The sequence below is a fragment of the Mesorhizobium sp. B2-4-12 genome, assembly GCF_006441575.1.
Taxonomy (GTDB): Bacteria; Pseudomonadota; Alphaproteobacteria; order Rhizobiales; family Rhizobiaceae; genus Mesorhizobium.
The window spans coordinates 1-15982 of record NZ_VFVC01000033.1; the positions used below are offsets into that span (position 1 = coordinate 1).

The 15982-nt window shown below is 63.7% G+C and carries 13 protein-coding genes; 3 read left to right on the forward strand and 10 right to left on the reverse strand.

Translation table 11 applies throughout. The annotated features are described in order from the left end of the window. Positions 1-290: 290 nt before the first annotated feature. The 5 genes from FJ934_RS18995 to FJ934_RS19015 form a co-directional block, all read right to left on the reverse strand. On the reverse strand, positions 291-1154 hold the full coding sequence (locus tag FJ934_RS18995; RefSeq protein WP_140611260.1) for a patatin-like phospholipase family protein: 864 nt from the start codon (positions 1152-1154) through the stop codon (positions 291-293). After that, positions 1151-2512 carry a pitrilysin family protein gene (locus FJ934_RS19000; RefSeq protein WP_140611262.1) on the reverse strand — a complete coding sequence of 454 codons (1362 nt, stop codon included), beginning with the start codon at positions 2510-2512 and terminating at the stop codon, positions 1151-1153. Before FJ934_RS19000 ends, FJ934_RS18995 begins: the two co-directional genes overlap by 4 nt. A 2-nt stretch (positions 2513-2514) precedes the next feature. Continuing rightward, entirely contained in the window at positions 2515-3903 is a 1389-nt protein-coding gene (locus FJ934_RS19005) for a pitrilysin family protein (protein ID WP_140611264.1), read from the reverse strand. 120 nt (positions 3904-4023) lie between these two features. Continuing rightward, positions 4024-4578, reverse strand: a complete 555-nt coding sequence (gene rsmD / locus FJ934_RS19010; RefSeq protein ID WP_140611266.1) for a 16S rRNA (guanine(966)-N(2))-methyltransferase RsmD — start codon at positions 4576-4578, stop codon at positions 4024-4026. Next, positions 4575-6560, reverse strand: coding sequence for a pseudouridine synthase (locus FJ934_RS19015; RefSeq protein ID WP_140611268.1), 1986 nt, complete (start codon positions 6558-6560; stop codon positions 4575-4577). Before FJ934_RS19015 ends, rsmD begins: the two co-directional genes overlap by 4 nt. A 180-nt stretch (positions 6561-6740) precedes the next feature. Here FJ934_RS19015 and FJ934_RS19020 point away from each other — a divergent pair, with 180 nt between their 5' ends. Next, positions 6741-7190 (forward strand): nucleoside deaminase, encoded by a 450-nt coding sequence (locus tag FJ934_RS19020; RefSeq protein WP_140611270.1) that lies wholly within the window; start codon positions 6741-6743, stop codon positions 7188-7190. A 41-nt stretch (positions 7191-7231) separates the two neighbouring features. Here the strand turns inward: FJ934_RS19020 and FJ934_RS19025 are convergent, their stop codons facing one another. From FJ934_RS19025 to FJ934_RS19035, 3 genes are all read right to left on the reverse strand, one after another. Continuing rightward, the gene (locus tag FJ934_RS19025; protein WP_140611272.1) at positions 7232-7912 is read right to left on the reverse strand and encodes a hypothetical protein; all 681 of its coding nucleotides are present in this window, start codon (positions 7910-7912) and stop codon (positions 7232-7234) included. 245 nt (positions 7913-8157) lie between these two features. Continuing rightward, positions 8158-11148, reverse strand: coding sequence for an isoleucine--tRNA ligase (gene ileS / locus FJ934_RS19030; protein ID WP_140611274.1), 2991 nt, complete (start codon positions 11146-11148; stop codon positions 8158-8160). 283 nt (positions 11149-11431) lie between these two features. Beyond that, entirely contained in the window at positions 11432-12244 is an 813-nt protein-coding gene (locus FJ934_RS19035; protein WP_140611276.1) for a MipA/OmpV family protein, read from the reverse strand. A 186-nt stretch (positions 12245-12430) separates the two neighbouring features. Between FJ934_RS19035 and FJ934_RS19040 the strand changes: the two genes are divergently transcribed. Beyond that, a complete protein-coding gene (locus tag FJ934_RS19040; protein WP_140611278.1) occupies positions 12431-12985 on the forward strand; it encodes an HdeD family acid-resistance protein in 555 nt (184 codons plus the stop codon). Positions 12986-13075: 90 nt separating this feature from the next. Here FJ934_RS19040 and FJ934_RS19045 read toward each other — a convergent pair whose 3' ends face one another. Together FJ934_RS19045 and FJ934_RS19050 are read right to left on the reverse strand one after the other, a co-directional pair. Continuing rightward, positions 13076-14056: a bifunctional riboflavin kinase/FAD synthetase gene (locus FJ934_RS19045; protein WP_140611280.1), complete on the reverse strand. Its 981-nt coding sequence runs from the start codon at positions 14054-14056 to the stop codon at positions 13076-13078. A gap of 6 nt (positions 14057-14062) precedes the next feature. After that, on the reverse strand, positions 14063-14923 hold the full coding sequence (locus tag FJ934_RS19050) for a TIGR01459 family HAD-type hydrolase (protein ID WP_140611282.1): 861 nt from the start codon (positions 14921-14923) through the stop codon (positions 14063-14065). A 424-nt stretch (positions 14924-15347) separates the two neighbouring features. Between FJ934_RS19050 and FJ934_RS19055 the strand changes: the two genes are divergently transcribed. Then, positions 15348-15980, forward strand: coding sequence for a LysE family translocator (locus FJ934_RS19055; RefSeq protein WP_140611284.1), 633 nt, complete (start codon positions 15348-15350; stop codon positions 15978-15980). The last annotated feature ends 2 nt before the right edge of the window (positions 15981-15982 follow it).

Here is a 15982-nt window from a genome sequence, read left to right on the forward strand (position 1 = left end):
GCCCATGGTGCACCTCCGCATCCATAGGAATCAGACTTCAGTCGAAAAGGGAATCCCAACGATTCACCCTATTCGCCTGACGCTCTAGTCTGGCGGATGGTATCGCGGACTTCGGATAAAGCGGCCGAGGATGGATCTAGCCCTTACCGGCCATGATCGACTGACGTTCGCCTTGCGGTCGCCGCAAGAATAACCGGCACGACATGGCGCACGTCCGCCCCAATTCGCTCGATTGTCGATCGCATCGAGCGTCGTTTCGCCCGGTAAGTATCGGCCTGAAAACCTGACGATTACCCAGCCACCCGATTCCCGCGCTCGCTCTTGCCAGCCCGCGCGTCCACAACCCTCTCCACCTCCCGCTTCAATCGATCCTTAATTTCGGCCGTTTCGTTCATCAGGGCATCGATCTTCAGGAAGTCGAGCACGCGGTATTTTGACACTGCCGGGCGGACCAATATATCGGGGCGGCACTGTTTCAGCTTGTTGGCGATGATCGACTGCATCATCAGCTGCGTGGCGCCGAACATCAGGTCGACGGAGGTCGGCTGTTTGCGGTCGGCTTCTTCCGGCGCGCCGACCACGTCAACGCCAATGATGATGTCGGCGTCGTCCTCGATCAGGTCGAACGGCACGGGATTATAGATGCCGCCGTCGATCAGCAGCCTGCCGTCGCGGGTCACCGGCCGAAAGACGGCGGGAATGGCGGCAGAGGCGGCGAGTGCGGAGTGCAGGTCACCGTCGTCGAACACGGCGAGCTTGTGGCCGAAATAGTCCGTCGCCGTCACCTTCAGCGGGATCTTCAGCTCGGCGAAGGTTTCGGGAATGGCCTCGGGCAGGAAGGCCTTCAGAATGCGCTCGACATTGAACTGGCTGACCCGGATGCCGCCTTGCATGGCTTCCGCGATCGTGCCCGGCCGGGCGCGCCACATGCGGCTTGCCACTTCGGCGCGCCGGCCGAGAATCGAGCGGGCATAGTCGTGGATGTCCTTGCCGGTCATGCCCGATGCCATGCCAGCGCCCATGATGGCGCCGATCGACGAGCCGGCGATCGCCACGGGCCGGATGCCAAGCTCGTCCAGCGCCTCGATGACATGGATATGCGCCAGACCGCGCGCCCCGCCGCCGCCGAACGCTATCCCGAAAGTCGGACTCATCCCTTACCGGCCCCGGCCAGCGGAGGCCCGACCACCATGATGGTCGGCTCGGCCGAGAGCAGCTTCCGCGCCGCCGCCTTGACCTGATCCAGCGTCACCGCATTGATGTAGCCGGCGCGACGCTGCATGTAGTCGATGCCGAGATCGTCCAGCTGCAGCTCGACCAGCGTCGCGGCGATAGAACTGGAAGAGTCCAGATTGTTGATGGCATAGGCGCCAATCAGATATTTCTTGGTCGCCGCAAGTTCGGCCTCTGTCGGGCCCTCCTCCGCCAGTCGCTTGACGACGTCGCGCACGATGCCGAGCGTCTCGGCCGCACGGTCGGAGCGCGTTCCGGTGCTGACGATCAGCGCATTGGCATGGTCCTGATTGACCAAAGAGGAATTGACGCTGTAGGCCAGCCCACGCTTTTCACGCACTTCCTGGAACAGGCGCGAGGTGAAGGTGCCGCCGCCGAGGATTTCGTTCATCAGGACGGTGGGGAAGAAATCCGCCGCCTTGCGCTTCACGCCGGGCCAGGCGAGCTGGAGCGAGGTCTGCGGCAGGTCGTAATTGACCTCCACACGCTGCGCCAGCTTGGGTTCGATATCCGCAACAGGGGCGAGCGCCTGGTTCTGCGGCAGGTCGCCGAACACCATGTCCAGCTTCTTCTTCAGCGTTTCGGCATCGATGGCGCCGACGACGGCGACATGCAGACCGCCGCGCGCGAACACCGCCTTGTGCAAGGCTTTGAGATCGTCCTGCGTGATGGCAGCGATGCTCTGCCTCGTGCCCTGGTCGGAGCGCGAATAGGGATGGTCGCCATAGATGGCGCGTGTCCAGCGGTTCTGCGCCACCGTGTCGGGGTCATTCTCGTTGGCGATGATGCCGGACAGGATTTGGGCGCGGATGCGGTCGATCGGTGCCTGATCGAAGCGCGGCTCGTCGACCGCTAGCCGCAACAGGTCGAAGGCCTCGTCTCGCTGTTCAGCCAGCATGCGCATCGAACCATAGACGCCGTCGCGGGTCTCTTCGAAGCTCATCTCGGCGCCGGCATCGTCCAACCTGATCTGGAAGGCTTCCGAGTCGAGAGAGCCGGCGCCTTCGTCGAACAGGCCGGTCATCAGGTTGGCCAGGCCTTCCTTCCCTGGCGGATCCTGCGTCGAACCGCCGCCGAAGACGAAGCGGATGGCGACGACCGGCACGGAATAGTCCTCCACCAGCCAGGCAGTGATACCCTTCGGAGAAGTGACGGACTGGATCTCCATGGCGCGGGCAGCAAGCGCCGGCAAGATCAGGAAGAAGATGGAGAGGAAGAGGGTTGCCAGTGCGGCACGCGCCTTACCTTCGCCGCTTGTAGGATGGTGGTGCTGGCTCATCGTCAATTCCCCGCCTGTTGCTGCGGCAAGAGATAGCCGGTCGTCGAGCGAGCCAGCACCAGATAGCGCGCGGCGACGGCCTTGACTTCGTCCGCCGTGACCTTGCGGATGCGGTCCGGCCATTGCTGGACATCCTGCACGTTGCCGCCGGTAGCCAGGGTCGAGCCATAGATGTTGGCCATGGAATCCTGCTTGTCGCGGGCAAAGATCATCGACCGGACATAGCGGTCCTTGGCCTTTTCGAGCTCATCCGCTGTGACGCCGTCGGTCGCGATGCGCGCCACCTCGGCATCGACCGCGGCCTCGACATCGGCCAGCTTGGCGTCGCCGCGCGGCGCGCCGTAGACGGTGAAATTGGTGTCGTCGAGCATGGTGCCCTGGAAATAGGCGCCAGCGCTGGAAGCGATGCCTTGCTGGACCACCAGCGCCTGGTAGAGCCGGCTGCGGTTGCCGCCGCCGAGGATCTCGGCCAGCAGGTCGAGCGCTTCGCCTTCGCCCGGCTTGGCGGTGTGGTAGGACGGCACCACCCATTGCGTCGAAAAACTCGGTACGCTGACGCGGGCATCGGAAAGTGTGACGGTGCGCTTGGTGTTCTGTTCCGGCTCTACCGGGCGTACGCGCGGCGGCAGGTCCGGCCCGCGGGCCACCTTGCCATAGGTCTTCTCGGCGAGCGCCTTCACGGTGTCGGGTTCGACATCACCGGCCACGATCAGCACGGCGTTGTTGGGCCGGTAGTATTTGTTGTAGAAGGCCACCGCGTCGGTGCGGTTCAACTGCTCCATCTCCTGCATCCAGCCGATGACCGGAATGCGATAGCGTTGATTCTGCCACAGCGTGGCATCGACTTCCTCGTCGAGCACCGCCTGCGGATTGTTGTCGATGCGCGAGCGGCGCTCCTCGAGAATAACATCGCGCTCGGTCTTGATGACGTCATCGGTCAGGACGAGGTTGCGCATGCGGTCGGCTTCGAAGCTCATCATCAACTCGAGCGCCGATGGCGCCACCGTCTCGTGGAAAGCGGTGTAATCGTAGGAGGTGAAAGCGTTGTTGGAGCCGCCAATATCGGAGACGGCGCGGTCAAACTCGCCGGCCGCGTGATTGGTCGTCGCCTTGAACATCAGATGCTCGAAGAAATGAGCGATGCCGGATTTGCCAGGCGGCTCGTCGGCACTGCCGATCTTGTACCACACCATATGGGTGACGATCGGCGCGCGGTGGTCGGGAATGACGACGACTTCCATGCCGTTGTCGAGCAGGAAATCCGTCACCTTGAACTCGGCCGGCATCGTATTGGGCAATACCGGGCCGTCGGCCAGCACCGGGCCGGTCATGGTAAAGGCCAGCGACGTCGTCAGCAGTGCCATCCGCAGCCATTCGGCCCTTTGTGTCATCAATGGCTCCGGTCTCCTCGGCAAGACGATAGGCAAGCTGTCTGTGACAAGCAAAGTGAATTGTTGGCTATGTTGCCGGCAAAGGCGGCGGCAAAGAGGCCGCCGCTGGGCGCAGGCGTGTCACGCAGCCTCGATGAAGCGGATGACGGTCTCGCCGTAGCCGCGCTCATCAAGCACCGAAAAGCCGGGGCCGGGTTCAAATGGAACCACCGCCGTCTCCTCAACCACGCACAGTGCACCGGGGCGCAGCCAGCCGCCGGCACTGGCCGACCGCAGGGCACGTTCGCCAAGACCCTTGCCATAGGGCGGATCGGCGAAGACGAGACCGAACGGCGCCAGTGTGCCCGCTTCGCCAAGGGCGGTTGCGTCGCGGCGGAAGATCTTGGTGCGGCCGGTCAGGCCGAAGGCCTCGACATTATCGCGGATCAGGCCACGGCCTTCGGCCGACTCCTCGATGAAGACTCCGTAGGACGCGCCGCGCGACAGAGCCTCCAGACCAAGGGCGCCGGTCCCGGCAAACAGATCGAGCACGCGGGCTCCGTCCAGTTGACCGGCGAAGCGATGCGCCAGCACGTTGAACACAGCCTCGCGGGTGCGGTCGGTCGTCGGACGGATGGCGCTGCTGCGGGGCGTCGCCAACGGACGCCCGCGAAACTCACCGCCAACGATCCTCATCTCGTCCTGGGGCCCTTGGGACCGCCGCGCGGACGCTCACCGCCACCCGCGCCGCCCGGACGCTCGCCACGCGGCTTGCCGAACGGCTTTGCACCGACCGGTTTGCCGCCGGGCTTGCCATAGGCCGGCTTGAACGAGGCCTTGCGCGCCTTGGCCTCGGCGGCCTTGGCCGCTTCGGCCTCAGCCCTGCCCTTGCCGATCGGCCGGGCACCCGGCGCCATCCAGACATTGGCCTTGCGCTGGCCGGGCGGCTCAATCGGCCGCTGCTCGCGCTCGGGTTTCTTACCACCGCCACGAGGCTTGTCACCGAAGCGCGGCTTGTCACCAAAGCTGCCACGCGGCTTATCGCCGAAGCCGCCGCGTTCGGGCCTCGGACCGCGTTCGCCAGGGCTCTTTTCCGATAAACTTCTGTCAGGACTTGTCGACAATTTGCCGAGCGCCTCGTCGCGCCTGCCTTCCCGGCGCTTGCGGTTCTTGATCAACCCGCCCTCGCCGATCGGCCGGCGCTCGCCGTCACGCGTGAATTTCGGCCGCTCGGGCTCGGCTTCACGGGCCTCGGTGCGCCGCACCGGCTTGTTCGAAAATGGTTTTGTTATCTCGGCATCGAAGTTCGCGCCGGATTCCTCCACCAGCCGCTCGCCAAGCTGGTCGCGCAGCACCCGGCCCTTGATCTCCAGCACATGGCCCTCCGGAAGATCCTCGAGCTGGAAGGGTCCGTAGGAAATGCGGATCAGCCGCGTCACGTCGAGGCCGAGCGCGCCGAGGATGTTCTTGACCTCACGGTTCTTGCCCTCGCGCAAGCCGATCGTCAGCCAGGCGTTGGAGCCCTGCTCGCGGTCGAGGCTGGCCTCGATGGCGCCATAGAAGACACCGTCGACGGCAATGCCTTCGCGCAGGCCGGCCAGCGCGCTTTCCTCGACCTTGCCGTGGACGCGCACGCGGTAGCGGCGCAGCCAGCCGGTGGCCGGCAGTTCGAGCGCGCGCGACAGACCGCCATCGTTGGTAAGCAGCAGCAAGCCTTCCGTGTTGATGTCGAGCCGGCCGATGGTCATCAGCCGCGGCAATTCGGCGGGCAGCACGTCGAAGACGGTCTTGCGGCCTTCGGGATCGCGGTTGGTGGTGACGACGCCGGCCGGCTTGTGAAACAGGAACAGACGCGTGCGTTCGATCGGCGGAATTTCCATGCCGTCGAGATGAATAATGTCGTCGGGCATGACATTGAAAGCCGGCGAAGCCAGCACTCGGCCATTGACCTTGACGCGGCCGGCAGCGATCAGGTCCTCGGCATCGCGGCGCGAGGCGAGACCGGCACGCGCCAGCCGCTTGGCGATGCGCTCGCCGGCTTCTTCCGTTGCTTCCGCCGGCCGCGGGCGTGGCTTGAAACCGCCGCCCGATGCACCTTGGGATCGATCACTGAAATCACGCTTGGGTCTGTCGCTCCCGGAGTCGCGCTTGGGACGGTCAGCGAAGTCACGCTTCGGACGATCTGCGAAATCACGCTTGGGACGGTCGAAGCGCTTTTCGCCGCGCTCCGGCGAAGCAGCAACCGGACGATCACCACGTGGGGCGTAGGGCTTACGCGGCCCCTCGCGCTTCTCATACGGCTTGCGCTCGCCTTCGGCCGCCATTGGGCGGTTGCGGCGTGGGGCGTAGGGCTTGCGCGGCCCCTCGCGCTTCTCATACGGCTTGCGCTCGCCTTCGGGCGCCATCGGACGGTCGCCGCGAGGCGCATAGGGCTTGCGCGGGCCTTCGCGCTTCTCATAAGGCTTGCCCGCGGGGCGTGGCCCCTTGCTGAATGGCTTGTCGCCGCCCTTGAAGTCGCGCTTCGGGCGCTCGCCCTCAGCGGCCATCGGCCGATCGCCACGCGGCGCATAGGGCTTCTTGGCACCGAACGATGGCTTGCCGCCCCTGTCGCCGCGCGGAGCCGCGGGTTTCTTGCCCGGGCCTTTTTGGCGCGGAGATTTCTTGTCGTTGTCGTCCATGTGGCCTTTGTCCGTTTGCGCTGCTACAGCGTGGCGCATCCTTTCGGGCGCGCAACGAACGCTGTAGCACTTTGATTTGGCGCATGATCATTTCTGAAAATCGAGTCCGATTTTCAGGTTGATGCGCTCAATAACAGGATCACCGCCGGGAGGCGAGGAGATAATGGGAATGGAAACCGCGTGAAGCGGCCGGATTTCATGGCCGTGGCGTTGCAGGAGGCCAAAGCGGCAGCCCTGCGCGGCGAAGTGCCGGTCGGCGCCGTCATTGCGAATGGCAGTACGATTGTGGCCAGCGCCGGCAACCGCACCCGCGAGCTTGCCGATCCAACGGCGCACGCCGAGATGCTGGTCATCCGCGAAGCCTGTGGCAAACTCTCCAGCGAGCGGCTCACAGGCTACGATCTCTATGTGACGCTGGAACCCTGCGCCATGTGCGCCAGCGCCATTTCCTTCGCCAGGTTGCGCCGTCTTTACTTCGGCGCGCCCGACGAGAAGGGCGGCGCCGTGGTCAATGGCGTACGCTTCTTCGCCTCGCCAACCTGCCACCACATACCGGACGTCTATCCCGGAATGGGTGAAACGGAAGCAGCCTTGCTCCTGAAGGGTTTCTTTCGGGACCGTCGCGATTGAGGGGCGCAAACGCCCTTCAGCATTGAAAGAGCTTGCAAGTCTTACAGGGACGGCAGCCAGTCGAACCAGCCACCGCTCTTCTTGCCTTCGGCTTCTTTCCTTAGGCGGCGTTCCTTCTTGTACTCGTCTTCACCAAGCTCGTTTTGCGGCGCGGTATCGGAGGCGACGCGATAGGCGACCGGCGGCTCGCTGAGATATTTTCGGGTGTTCGGGTCGCCCTGCTTGCTTTCGGCAAGACGGCGCTGGATTTCGGCAGCGCGGCCCTTGTCGGAATCAGCGGGCGTCCAGCGCGGCGGATGGCTCGAGCCAGAATCTTCCATCGCCTTTTTCACAGATGCGGGATCCGTCTGCACGTCATCAACGATCTGCGACTGGTAAGATGGATCATCCTGATGAGCGGTGGCGTCGGCACGCAGACGTGCACGGCGCTGCTCGGGCGATTCGGGCCATTGAGCACTTGCCGTTTCGATGCTGTCCTGCGGAGCCGGCAGCGCGCCCTTCTGGCCAGGCGCCGGCTTCACCAATGTGGGACGCGGCTTGTAATCGATCTGGTCCTTGTGCTTCGGCGCGATGGAAAAGGCGCTCGATAGATCGCCGGCCAATTGTTCGCCGGCGGTCTTGTCGGTGCCGTAGGTCGGGGAGCCGACGCAGCCGGCCAGAGCAAAGCCCGATGCGACAAGCGGCGCCAGCAGCGCGAGGCGCGCATTGTATCTCACGGTCATGCCAAAAAGTCCCACTCTAGACAGCCTCTCGATCGTCACCGGCCCGGGTCCGGTCCCCATCGTCCACGCACTTGCGACGGAAATCCGGCGACAATTTGTCTTCCGGAGTTTCGCGTGTTTACCTCAACCGCTCGTTAAGGGCAACGCGCGGGCGGATTTGCATCGCCCGGCGTGGCATTTGTGCACCTTTTTGACTGCATGCGTGTCGTTGTCCCAAACCGCTACATACTCTTGGGCGACATGCATCAGAGCCTACCGAGCGCTTTCAGCTCATGCAGCACCGCGGCGTCGCGCGCCGAGACGCCAGGAAAGGCGGGATCCTGCCCGACATCGGCCGTGTAGCGCCAGGAACGCGCGCATTTGACCAGGCCGCGGTCCTCGGCCTTCTCGACGACCACGGCGACGCCCTTGACGTCGTCGAGCGTGAAAGCGCCTTCCGGCGCTTGGCCATGGGCAATCACGAGATCACTGGTGATCGCCATCTCGGCCATATCGATGTCCGATATCGCCGTCTCGAGCCCAGCGTCATTGATCGTCACGACAGGCACGGCCTCAAGCGAGGAGCCGATCACCTTCCGGGCACGCGCGATCTCGAGCGCTCCGGTGACGACGCGGCGCACTTGCCGCACCTTGCGCCATTTCTCCGCCAGCGCCTCATTCTTCCAATCCGCCGGAACCTCCGGGAACTGGTCGAGATGCACCGACACCGCATCGGGATGACGGTCGAGCCAGGCCTCTTCCATGGTGAAGGGCAGCATCGGCGCCAGCCATTTCACCAGGCAATCGAAGAGATGACGCACCACCTGCACCGAGGCCTGGCGCTTCACGCTCGACGGCGCCTCGCAGTAGAGCGCGTCCTTGCGGATGTCGAAATAGAAGGCCGACAGTTCGACCACCATAAAATCGAGCAGCGCGCGGGTGATACGCTTGAACTCGAAGGCGTCGTAGCCCTGACGCACCACCTCGTCGAGCTCGGACAGCCGATGCAGCATCAGCCGTTCCAGCTCCGGCATCTCTTCCAGCGGCACGGTCTCGCCATCGTCATGGGCGAGCGTGCCCAGCATCCAGCGAATGGTGTTGCGCAGCTTGCGGTAGGCGTCGATGTTGGTCTGCAGCACGTTCTTGCCGAGCCGCTGGTCTTCCCAATAATCCGTAGTCACCACCCAGAGCCGCAGGATGTCGGCGCCGGACTGCTTGATGACGTCCTGCGGCACGACGGTGTTGCCGAGCGATTTCGACATCTTGCGGCCGTCCTCGTCCATGGTGAAGCCATGGGTGACGACAGTGTCGTAAGGCGCCCTGCCCCTTGTGCCGCAGCTTTCGAGCAGCGAGGAGTGGAACCAGCCGCGATGCTGGTCGGAGCCTTCGAGATAGACGTCGGCAGGCCATTTGAGATCAGGACGGTCCTCCAGCGTGAAGACGTGCGTCGAGCCCGAATCGAACCAGACGTCGAGGATGTCCATCACCTGCTTCCATTTGGAGGCGTCGTGATTGCCGAGGAAACGCTCCTTGGCGCCGGCGGCGAACCAGGCGTCGGCGCCCTCGTTCTCGAAGGCATCCATGATGCGCTGGTTGACGGCGTCATCCCTGAGCACATTGCCGTCCGCGTCGGCGAAGACGGCGATCGGAACGCCCCAGGCACGCTGGCGCGAGAGCACCCAATCCGGGCGTTCCTCGACCATGGCGCGGATGCGGTTCTGGCCGGCGGGCGGCACGAAGCGGGTGTCGTCGATGGCCTTCAGCGCGCGGCTGCGCAGCGTTGTGCCGTCGCCGAGATCCTTGTCCATGTAGACGAACCATTGCGGCGTGTTGCGGAAGATCACCGGCTTTTTCGAGCGCCAGGAATGCGGATAGCTGTGCTTCAGGCGGCCGCGCGCAAACAGCGCGTTGCGCTTGATCAGCTCGTCGATGACCGCCTGGTTGGCGTTGCCCTTCTTGCCATTGTCATCAATGACGCGCGCGGGCCCGCCCTCGCGGTCGGGGCCGAACCCCGGCGCGTCCTTGGTGAAGAAGCCGGCATCGTCGACCGTGAAGGGGATGACCGTGTCGATACCGCGCTGGCGAAGGTCCGGCGCCGCATCCATCCAGGCGTCAAAATCCTCACGTCCGTGGCCGGGCGCCGTGTGCACGAAGCCGGTGCCGGCATCGTCGGTGACATGATCGCCGGCAACCAGCGGCACCTGGAATTCGTAGCCGCCGCCGAGACCCTTGAAGGGATGCGAAAGCACAAGACTTCCAAGCTGTTCGGCCGAAACGCCATGAAGGCGATTCAGGGTGATCTTGGCCTTGGCCTGACTTTCCTCGGCCAGCGCATCGGCAAAGATCAGCTTCTCGCCCGGCTGCGGGCCAAAGGCGTTTTCGGCGGCCGTCACTTCGTAGAGGCCGTAGGCGACGCGCGGCGAATAGCTGACGGCACGATTGCCCGGGATGGTCCATGGTGTCGTCGTCCAGATGACGACATGGGCATCCAGCAGGTCCAGCGACCGCCCGCTCAGGTCGGGATCGAATTCGGCCGGCTGGCCGTCGACGACGCTGGCGACGACAAGATTGGCCACCGGAAATTTCACCCAGATCGTGTCGGACTCATAGTCCTGGTATTCGATCTCCGCCTCGGCAAGTGCCGTGCGCTCGACAACGCTCCACATCACCGGCTTGGAGCCGCGATAGAGCTGACCCGACATGGCGAATTTCAGCAGCTCGCCGGCGATGCGCGCCTCGGCGTGGAAAGCCATGGTCGTATAGGGGTTCTTGAAATCACCGACGACGCCGAGCCGCTGGAATTCCGCACCCTGAACATTGATCCAGTGCGCGGCGAAATCCCGGCATTCCTTGCGGAACTCGTTGATCGGCACCTCGTCCTTGTTCTTGCCCTTGGCGCGATACTGCTCCTCGATCTTCCATTCGATCGGCAGGCCGTGGCAGTCCCAGCCCGGCACGTAGTTCGAGTCGTAGCCGCGCATCTGGAACGAGCGGGTGACGACGTCCTTGAGGATCTTGTTCAGCGCGTGGCCGATATGGATGTTGCCGTTGGCGTAGGGCGGGCCGTCATGCAGCACGTACTTCTCGCGGCCGGCAGAACTGTCGCGCAGCTTGCGGTAGAGGTCCATATCCTGCCAGCGCTTGACCAGCACCGGCTCCTTCTCGGGTAAGCCGGCGCGCATCGGGAAATCCGTCTGCGGCAGGTAAAGCGTTTTGGAATAGTCGATCGTCGGGGTGTCCAGTGTTTCGTCGGTCATTGGTCTGCCATGTGCGTGCCGGGCCATGCGGCCTGCGGCGTTGATTTTACTTCCGCGCCTGTCGTTTTCCCAAACCGGGGCCACTTTTGGGCGACATGCCTTGATGATCTGGAAAAGCGCGACGGGTCGCGCGCAAGATTCCCGGCGGCTCCGACAGCCTTCAGGCCGCCAGGAACACCGGGCTGGTAATTCGTATCATCGGCGCGTGAAGGCGCGAAAAGCTCGTCATTGGTCGGCTTTTAGCGGAGATAGGCGCAGGAATAAAGCGTCTCGTTCGATTCGCTTACATCTTGAAGTCGAAGCGATAGGTCGTCGACACGCCGACCATGAACTGGTTGCGGTCGCCGCGCTCCCTGACCAGGCTGGAATCGGCCGCCGGACCTTTCAAGCGCGAATATTCGCCGAACAGGCTGGCCGTCATCGGATCGGTCACCTTCCAGGTCACCGCGCCACCGAGGCCGACGGATTTAAGGCCGCCGCCAGGATTATATTGGCTCAGGCCCGAGGCCACGGCTTCCTGCGCGTCGACGCCGTAATAGGCGTCGAAATATTTGGCCGAGGCAAAGGACACCCGCGGCCCGCCCGAAATCCTGACCGTTGGCGTCACATCGTAGAAGGCGTCGGCTGCGATATCGGCGACAAAGCCGTTGTGAGCACGGATGCCATGCCGCAGTTCGGCGCGCGCGCGCATCCAGTCCGTCGGATAAAATTCGAAGAAGCCGCCGACTTCGCCGCCCCAGCGGACCGGATCGAGGCCTTTGAGCTCGTCGGCATCGCTGTCATCGCGTGAGAACAGGAATTTGCCGGTCAGGCCGGCGCGAACGCCGCCATCATCGATAAGCGCCAGCGAAATGTTGTCGTTACGCGACGTGAAGCGTACCGCGGGACCCGCCTTGCCCAAGGAGATGATGGGCTGGGCGCTGAGCATGTATTTCTTGCCGCCCTCGAAATTCGGCGCGACCAGGCCCGTGGCGCCGACCGTGAGATACCAGTCGCCGGACAGCCAGCCAAAAGCGCCGTCGCCGGCCTCGGCCGCGCCTGACGTCGCCAGCATGATGGTGGCCAAAGCTACCGAAATCTTCCCGACCGGACTCATGACCACTCCACTACACGATACAACTATCCTGCGGCGACAGCTTTGACGAGGCTTTGGTAAAATTTGATTTAAGGGCGAGACATCCGGCCCGCATTGCCCTGCACCATCGGCCGCCACCGGTTGGCGGTGGACTGGCACCGAAGCTAACTTCGTCGCATACTGGCAGACCTCAACGGAGGTGGCGACATGACTTTGCACGGCGATACACTGAAGAACGCAATCGGCCAGACGCGAGACAAATGGGGATGGTTTATCGGTCTGGGCGTGGTGCTGCTGATCCTCGGCGGCATCGCCTTCGGCAATCTGTTCATCGCCACGGTGGCTTCCGTCTATGTCGTGGGATGGCTGATGCTGGTGGCCGGCATCATCGAGATCATGCATGCCTTCGGTGTGAAGACCTGGGGCCGCTTCTTCTACTGGCTGCTCAGCGGACTGCTTTATGCGGTGGCCGGATTTTTCGCTTTCGACAACCCGTTGCTGGCCTCTGCGGTGCTGACCTTCCTGCTGGCCGTTGCGCTTGTCGCTTCCGGCGCGCTGCGCGCCTGGGTCGGCTACAGCCACCGCCCGGAAAGCGGCTGGGGCTGGATCGTCGCGGCCGGTGTCATCAGCGTGCTTGCGGGCCTGATCATCGCCATGGGCTGGCCGGTCAACAGCCTGTGGGTGCTCGGCATGTTCCTGGCGATCGACCTGATCTTCCAGGGCTGGACCTTCATCGCGGTCGGCCTTGCGCTGAAAAAGTAAGGTCTCGTCTGCGCAGTCCTTCAAGCGAAGCCCGATGCCGAAAGACGGTGATCCCGGCCGAAAGCCGGCACCGGGTTTCGGGATCATGCCTTAAAACGCCACTGCCGCGTCCAGACTGGACAGCGGCTTGACGCCGGCAAGCAGCGCGCGAGCCTCGGCTTCGTCCCGCCTCATCTGTACGACCAGTGCATCCAGCCCGTCGAACTTGATCTCGCTGCGCAGGAAGCCGAAGAACGACACCTGGCAGGTCTCGCCATAGAGATCGCCGGAAAAATCGAAGACGAAGGTTTCCAGAAGCGGTGCGCCATTATCGTCGACGGTCGGGCGGCGGCCGAAGCTCGCGACACCATCGTGCAGCGTGCCGTCAGCGCGGCGAAAGCGGACGGCATAGATTCCTTCCTTGAGAGTGGCCTCCGTGGCAAGCCTCATATTCGCGGTCGGAAAGCCTAGCGTTCGCCCGAGCTGTTGGCCGCCCACGATCTCGCTTTCCACCGTGAAGCGATAGCCGAGCAGACTGGCGGCTTCGGCTATCTCGCCATCGCACAGCAAGCCCCGGATTCGGCTTGACGAAATCACCTCGGCACCCTCGTCTCGAAAGGCGTCGACAAGCGTGACGCCGAAACCATGGCGCTCGCCGGCCACCATGAGATAGGCCGGCCCGCCCTGCCGGTCCTTGCCGAAATGGAAATCGAAGCCGGTCACGGCATGAGTGATGCCGAGCGTCCTCTCCAAGACATCGGTGATGAAAGCTTCCGCTGACAGCGAAGCGAAATCCCGCGTGAAGGGCTGCTCGACGAGCGCGGCAAAGCCCAGCAACGACAGGAGGCGCGCTTTCATTGGCGGCGGCGTCAGCACGAACAGCGGCATGTCCGGCCTGAAAACCTTTCGGGGATGCGGCTCGAAAGTCAGCACCAAGGCCGGCACGCCACGCCGCGTGGCCTCGGCCAACGCCCGTTCGAGCACCGCCTGATGGCCGCGGTGGACGCCGTCGAAATTGCCGATCGCGACGACACCACCACGCAGATCGGCGGGCAGCGGCGCGGTTGCTGAAAGATGCTGGAAAGCCACCATTGTCACCTACTGCAGTCTGGCTATGACGGACACCGGACGATAGCCGTGCCGTTCCAGGAAGAGCCCGAGTTTTGCCGGATCCGGCCGCAAGGCGTCGCCATAGTCGCGGGCGTGAATGCCGCCAGAGACATAGAGAACGTCGAAGCCATTGTCGGCCGCGCCCTTGATGTCGGTCATGATGCCATCGCCGATGGCCAACACCTGCGAACGCTCGACTGGCCGTCCGAGAACCTCGGCCACCTCCTTCATCGCGACTTCATAGATCGGCGCGTAGGGCTTCCCGGCGATCAACGTGCGACCGCCGAGTTGGGCATAGTCGCGTGCCAGGGCGCCGGCGCACCAGATGATCCGTTCGCCGCGCTCCACCATGATATCGGGGTTGGCGCAGATGAACGGCAGGTTCCTGGCGCGCAATCGCCGCAACAGTTCCGCATAGTCCTCGGGCTTTTCGACCTCGTCGTCGAACAGCCCGGTGCACACGACGCCGGCGGCCTCGAATTCCTCGACGAGCTCGACCTCCAAGCCATCATAGAGGGTCAAATCGCGGTCGGCGCCGATGTGGAAGACTTTGCGTGGGCCCTCCGCGATCAGGTCGCGGGTCACGTCGCCCGACGTCACCACACGGTCGTAGGCCGACGGGGGAACGCCGATCACGCTCATCTGAGCCACGACATCGGCGCTGCGGCGGGGCGAGTTGGTGATCAGGACAACCGGAATACCGGCCGCCCTCGCCCTCGCCAACGCGGCGGCGGCTGCCGGAAAATGCCATTCGCCGTTGTGAACGACGCCCCAGACATCGCAGAGAATCGCCGAATAGGCTTTCGACGCATCTTCGAGCGAGCCGACGATCTCAGGCGAATCCGCCATGCCGTTTCCTTCAATGTAATTGTTGCAAGTGCCAAGTCCGACGGTTCGCCGCAGCCGGTCCGAATTATCCGAACCGGCCCATGCTGTCACCAGCTTTCGCCTGGAGATCGACGCGAACCGCCGCCTGTCCGCCCGGCGCCTTCGATTGACGGCAAAATCCGCGACCCGGGCGATGTTTGGTTAACGAGCCTTGAAGGGGAGGCTTGATTCTGGACTCGAACGGTCAACGTTGAACGCGGCCGACAAGGAGGCGATCGATGCGCTGAAGTCCTGCTCGTCGGATTCGCGCTTCTAAGCCACACGGCCTTTTTGGCGCAACGTCTGTCGCCGTCAAGCTCTTGCGTGCTCTTGCGTGCGCCTGCCGTGACAGGCACATATCGCTCGGAAAAATCGCGCATCCAGCGCGGCCCGCTGGGGACGAACAATGCCCGAAACCGCCAATCACCTCGCCTTCGCGCTGGTCTGCCTCGGCATGGTGCTGACGCCAGGCCCGAACATGATTTACCTGATCTCGCGCTCGCTGTCGCAAGGGCCAAAAGCAGGGCTGATCTCGCTTGGCGGGGTCGCTGTCGGCTTTCTGTTCTATGTGCTGTCGGCCGCGTTCGGCATCACGGTGCTGCTGCTTGCCGTGCCCTATGCCTACGACGCCCTGCGCTTTGCCGGCGTGCTCTATCTCTTGTGGTTGGCCTGGCAGGCCGTGAAGCCCGGCGGACGCTCGCCATTCCAGGTGCGCGAACTGCCGAAGGACAGGCCACGCAAGCTCTTCGCCATGGGATTGATGACCAATCTGCTCAACCCCAAGGTGGCCGTCCTTTACCTGTCGCTGCTGCCGCAGTTCATCAACCCCGGCAAGGGTCATGTCCTGTCGCAGCTTCTGGTGCTCGGCGCGACGCAGATATCGATCAGCCTCAGCGTCAATGCCATCATTGCGGTCACCGCTGGCTCGATCGCCGCCTTCCTGGCTGGACGGCCATTATGGCTGGTGATTCAGCGCTGGATGATGGGAACCGTGCTGACGGCGCTGGCGCTGAAGATGGCGACCGACGCGCAACGCTGAAG

Excerpts from the sequence above, each read along its gene's own strand:
- FJ934_RS18995 (WP_140611260.1), bottom strand. The coding sequence starts at position 1,154 with ATGAGTCCGACTTTCGGGATAGCGTTCGGCGGCGGCGGGGCGCGCGGT.
- FJ934_RS19000 (WP_140611262.1), bottom strand. The coding sequence starts at position 2,512 with ATGAGCCAGCACCACCATCCTACAAGCGGCGAAGGTAAGGCGCGTGCC.
- FJ934_RS19005 (WP_140611264.1), bottom strand. The coding sequence starts at position 3,903 with ATGACACAAAGGGCCGAATGGCTGCGGATGGCACTGCTGACGACGTCG.
- rsmD (WP_140611266.1), bottom strand. The coding sequence starts at position 4,578 with ATGAGGATCGTTGGCGGTGAGTTTCGCGGGCGTCCGTTGGCGACGCCC.
- FJ934_RS19015 (WP_140611268.1), bottom strand. The coding sequence starts at position 6,560 with ATGGACGACAACGACAAGAAATCTCCGCGCCAAAAAGGCCCGGGCAAG.
- FJ934_RS19025 (WP_140611272.1), bottom strand. The coding sequence starts at position 7,912 with ATGACCGTGAGATACAATGCGCGCCTCGCGCTGCTGGCGCCGCTTGTC.
- ileS (WP_140611274.1), bottom strand. The coding sequence starts at position 11,148 with ATGACCGACGAAACACTGGACACCCCGACGATCGACTATTCCAAAACG.
- FJ934_RS19035 (WP_140611276.1), bottom strand. The coding sequence starts at position 12,244 with ATGAGTCCGGTCGGGAAGATTTCGGTAGCTTTGGCCACCATCATGCTG.
- FJ934_RS19040 (WP_140611278.1), top strand. The coding sequence starts at position 12,431 with ATGACTTTGCACGGCGATACACTGAAGAACGCAATCGGCCAGACGCGA.
- FJ934_RS19045 (WP_140611280.1), bottom strand. The coding sequence starts at position 14,056 with ATGGTGGCTTTCCAGCATCTTTCAGCAACCGCGCCGCTGCCCGCCGAT.
- FJ934_RS19050 (WP_140611282.1), bottom strand. The coding sequence starts at position 14,923 with ATGGCGGATTCGCCTGAGATCGTCGGCTCGCTCGAAGATGCGTCGAAA.
- FJ934_RS19055 (WP_140611284.1), top strand. The coding sequence starts at position 15,348 with ATGCCCGAAACCGCCAATCACCTCGCCTTCGCGCTGGTCTGCCTCGGC.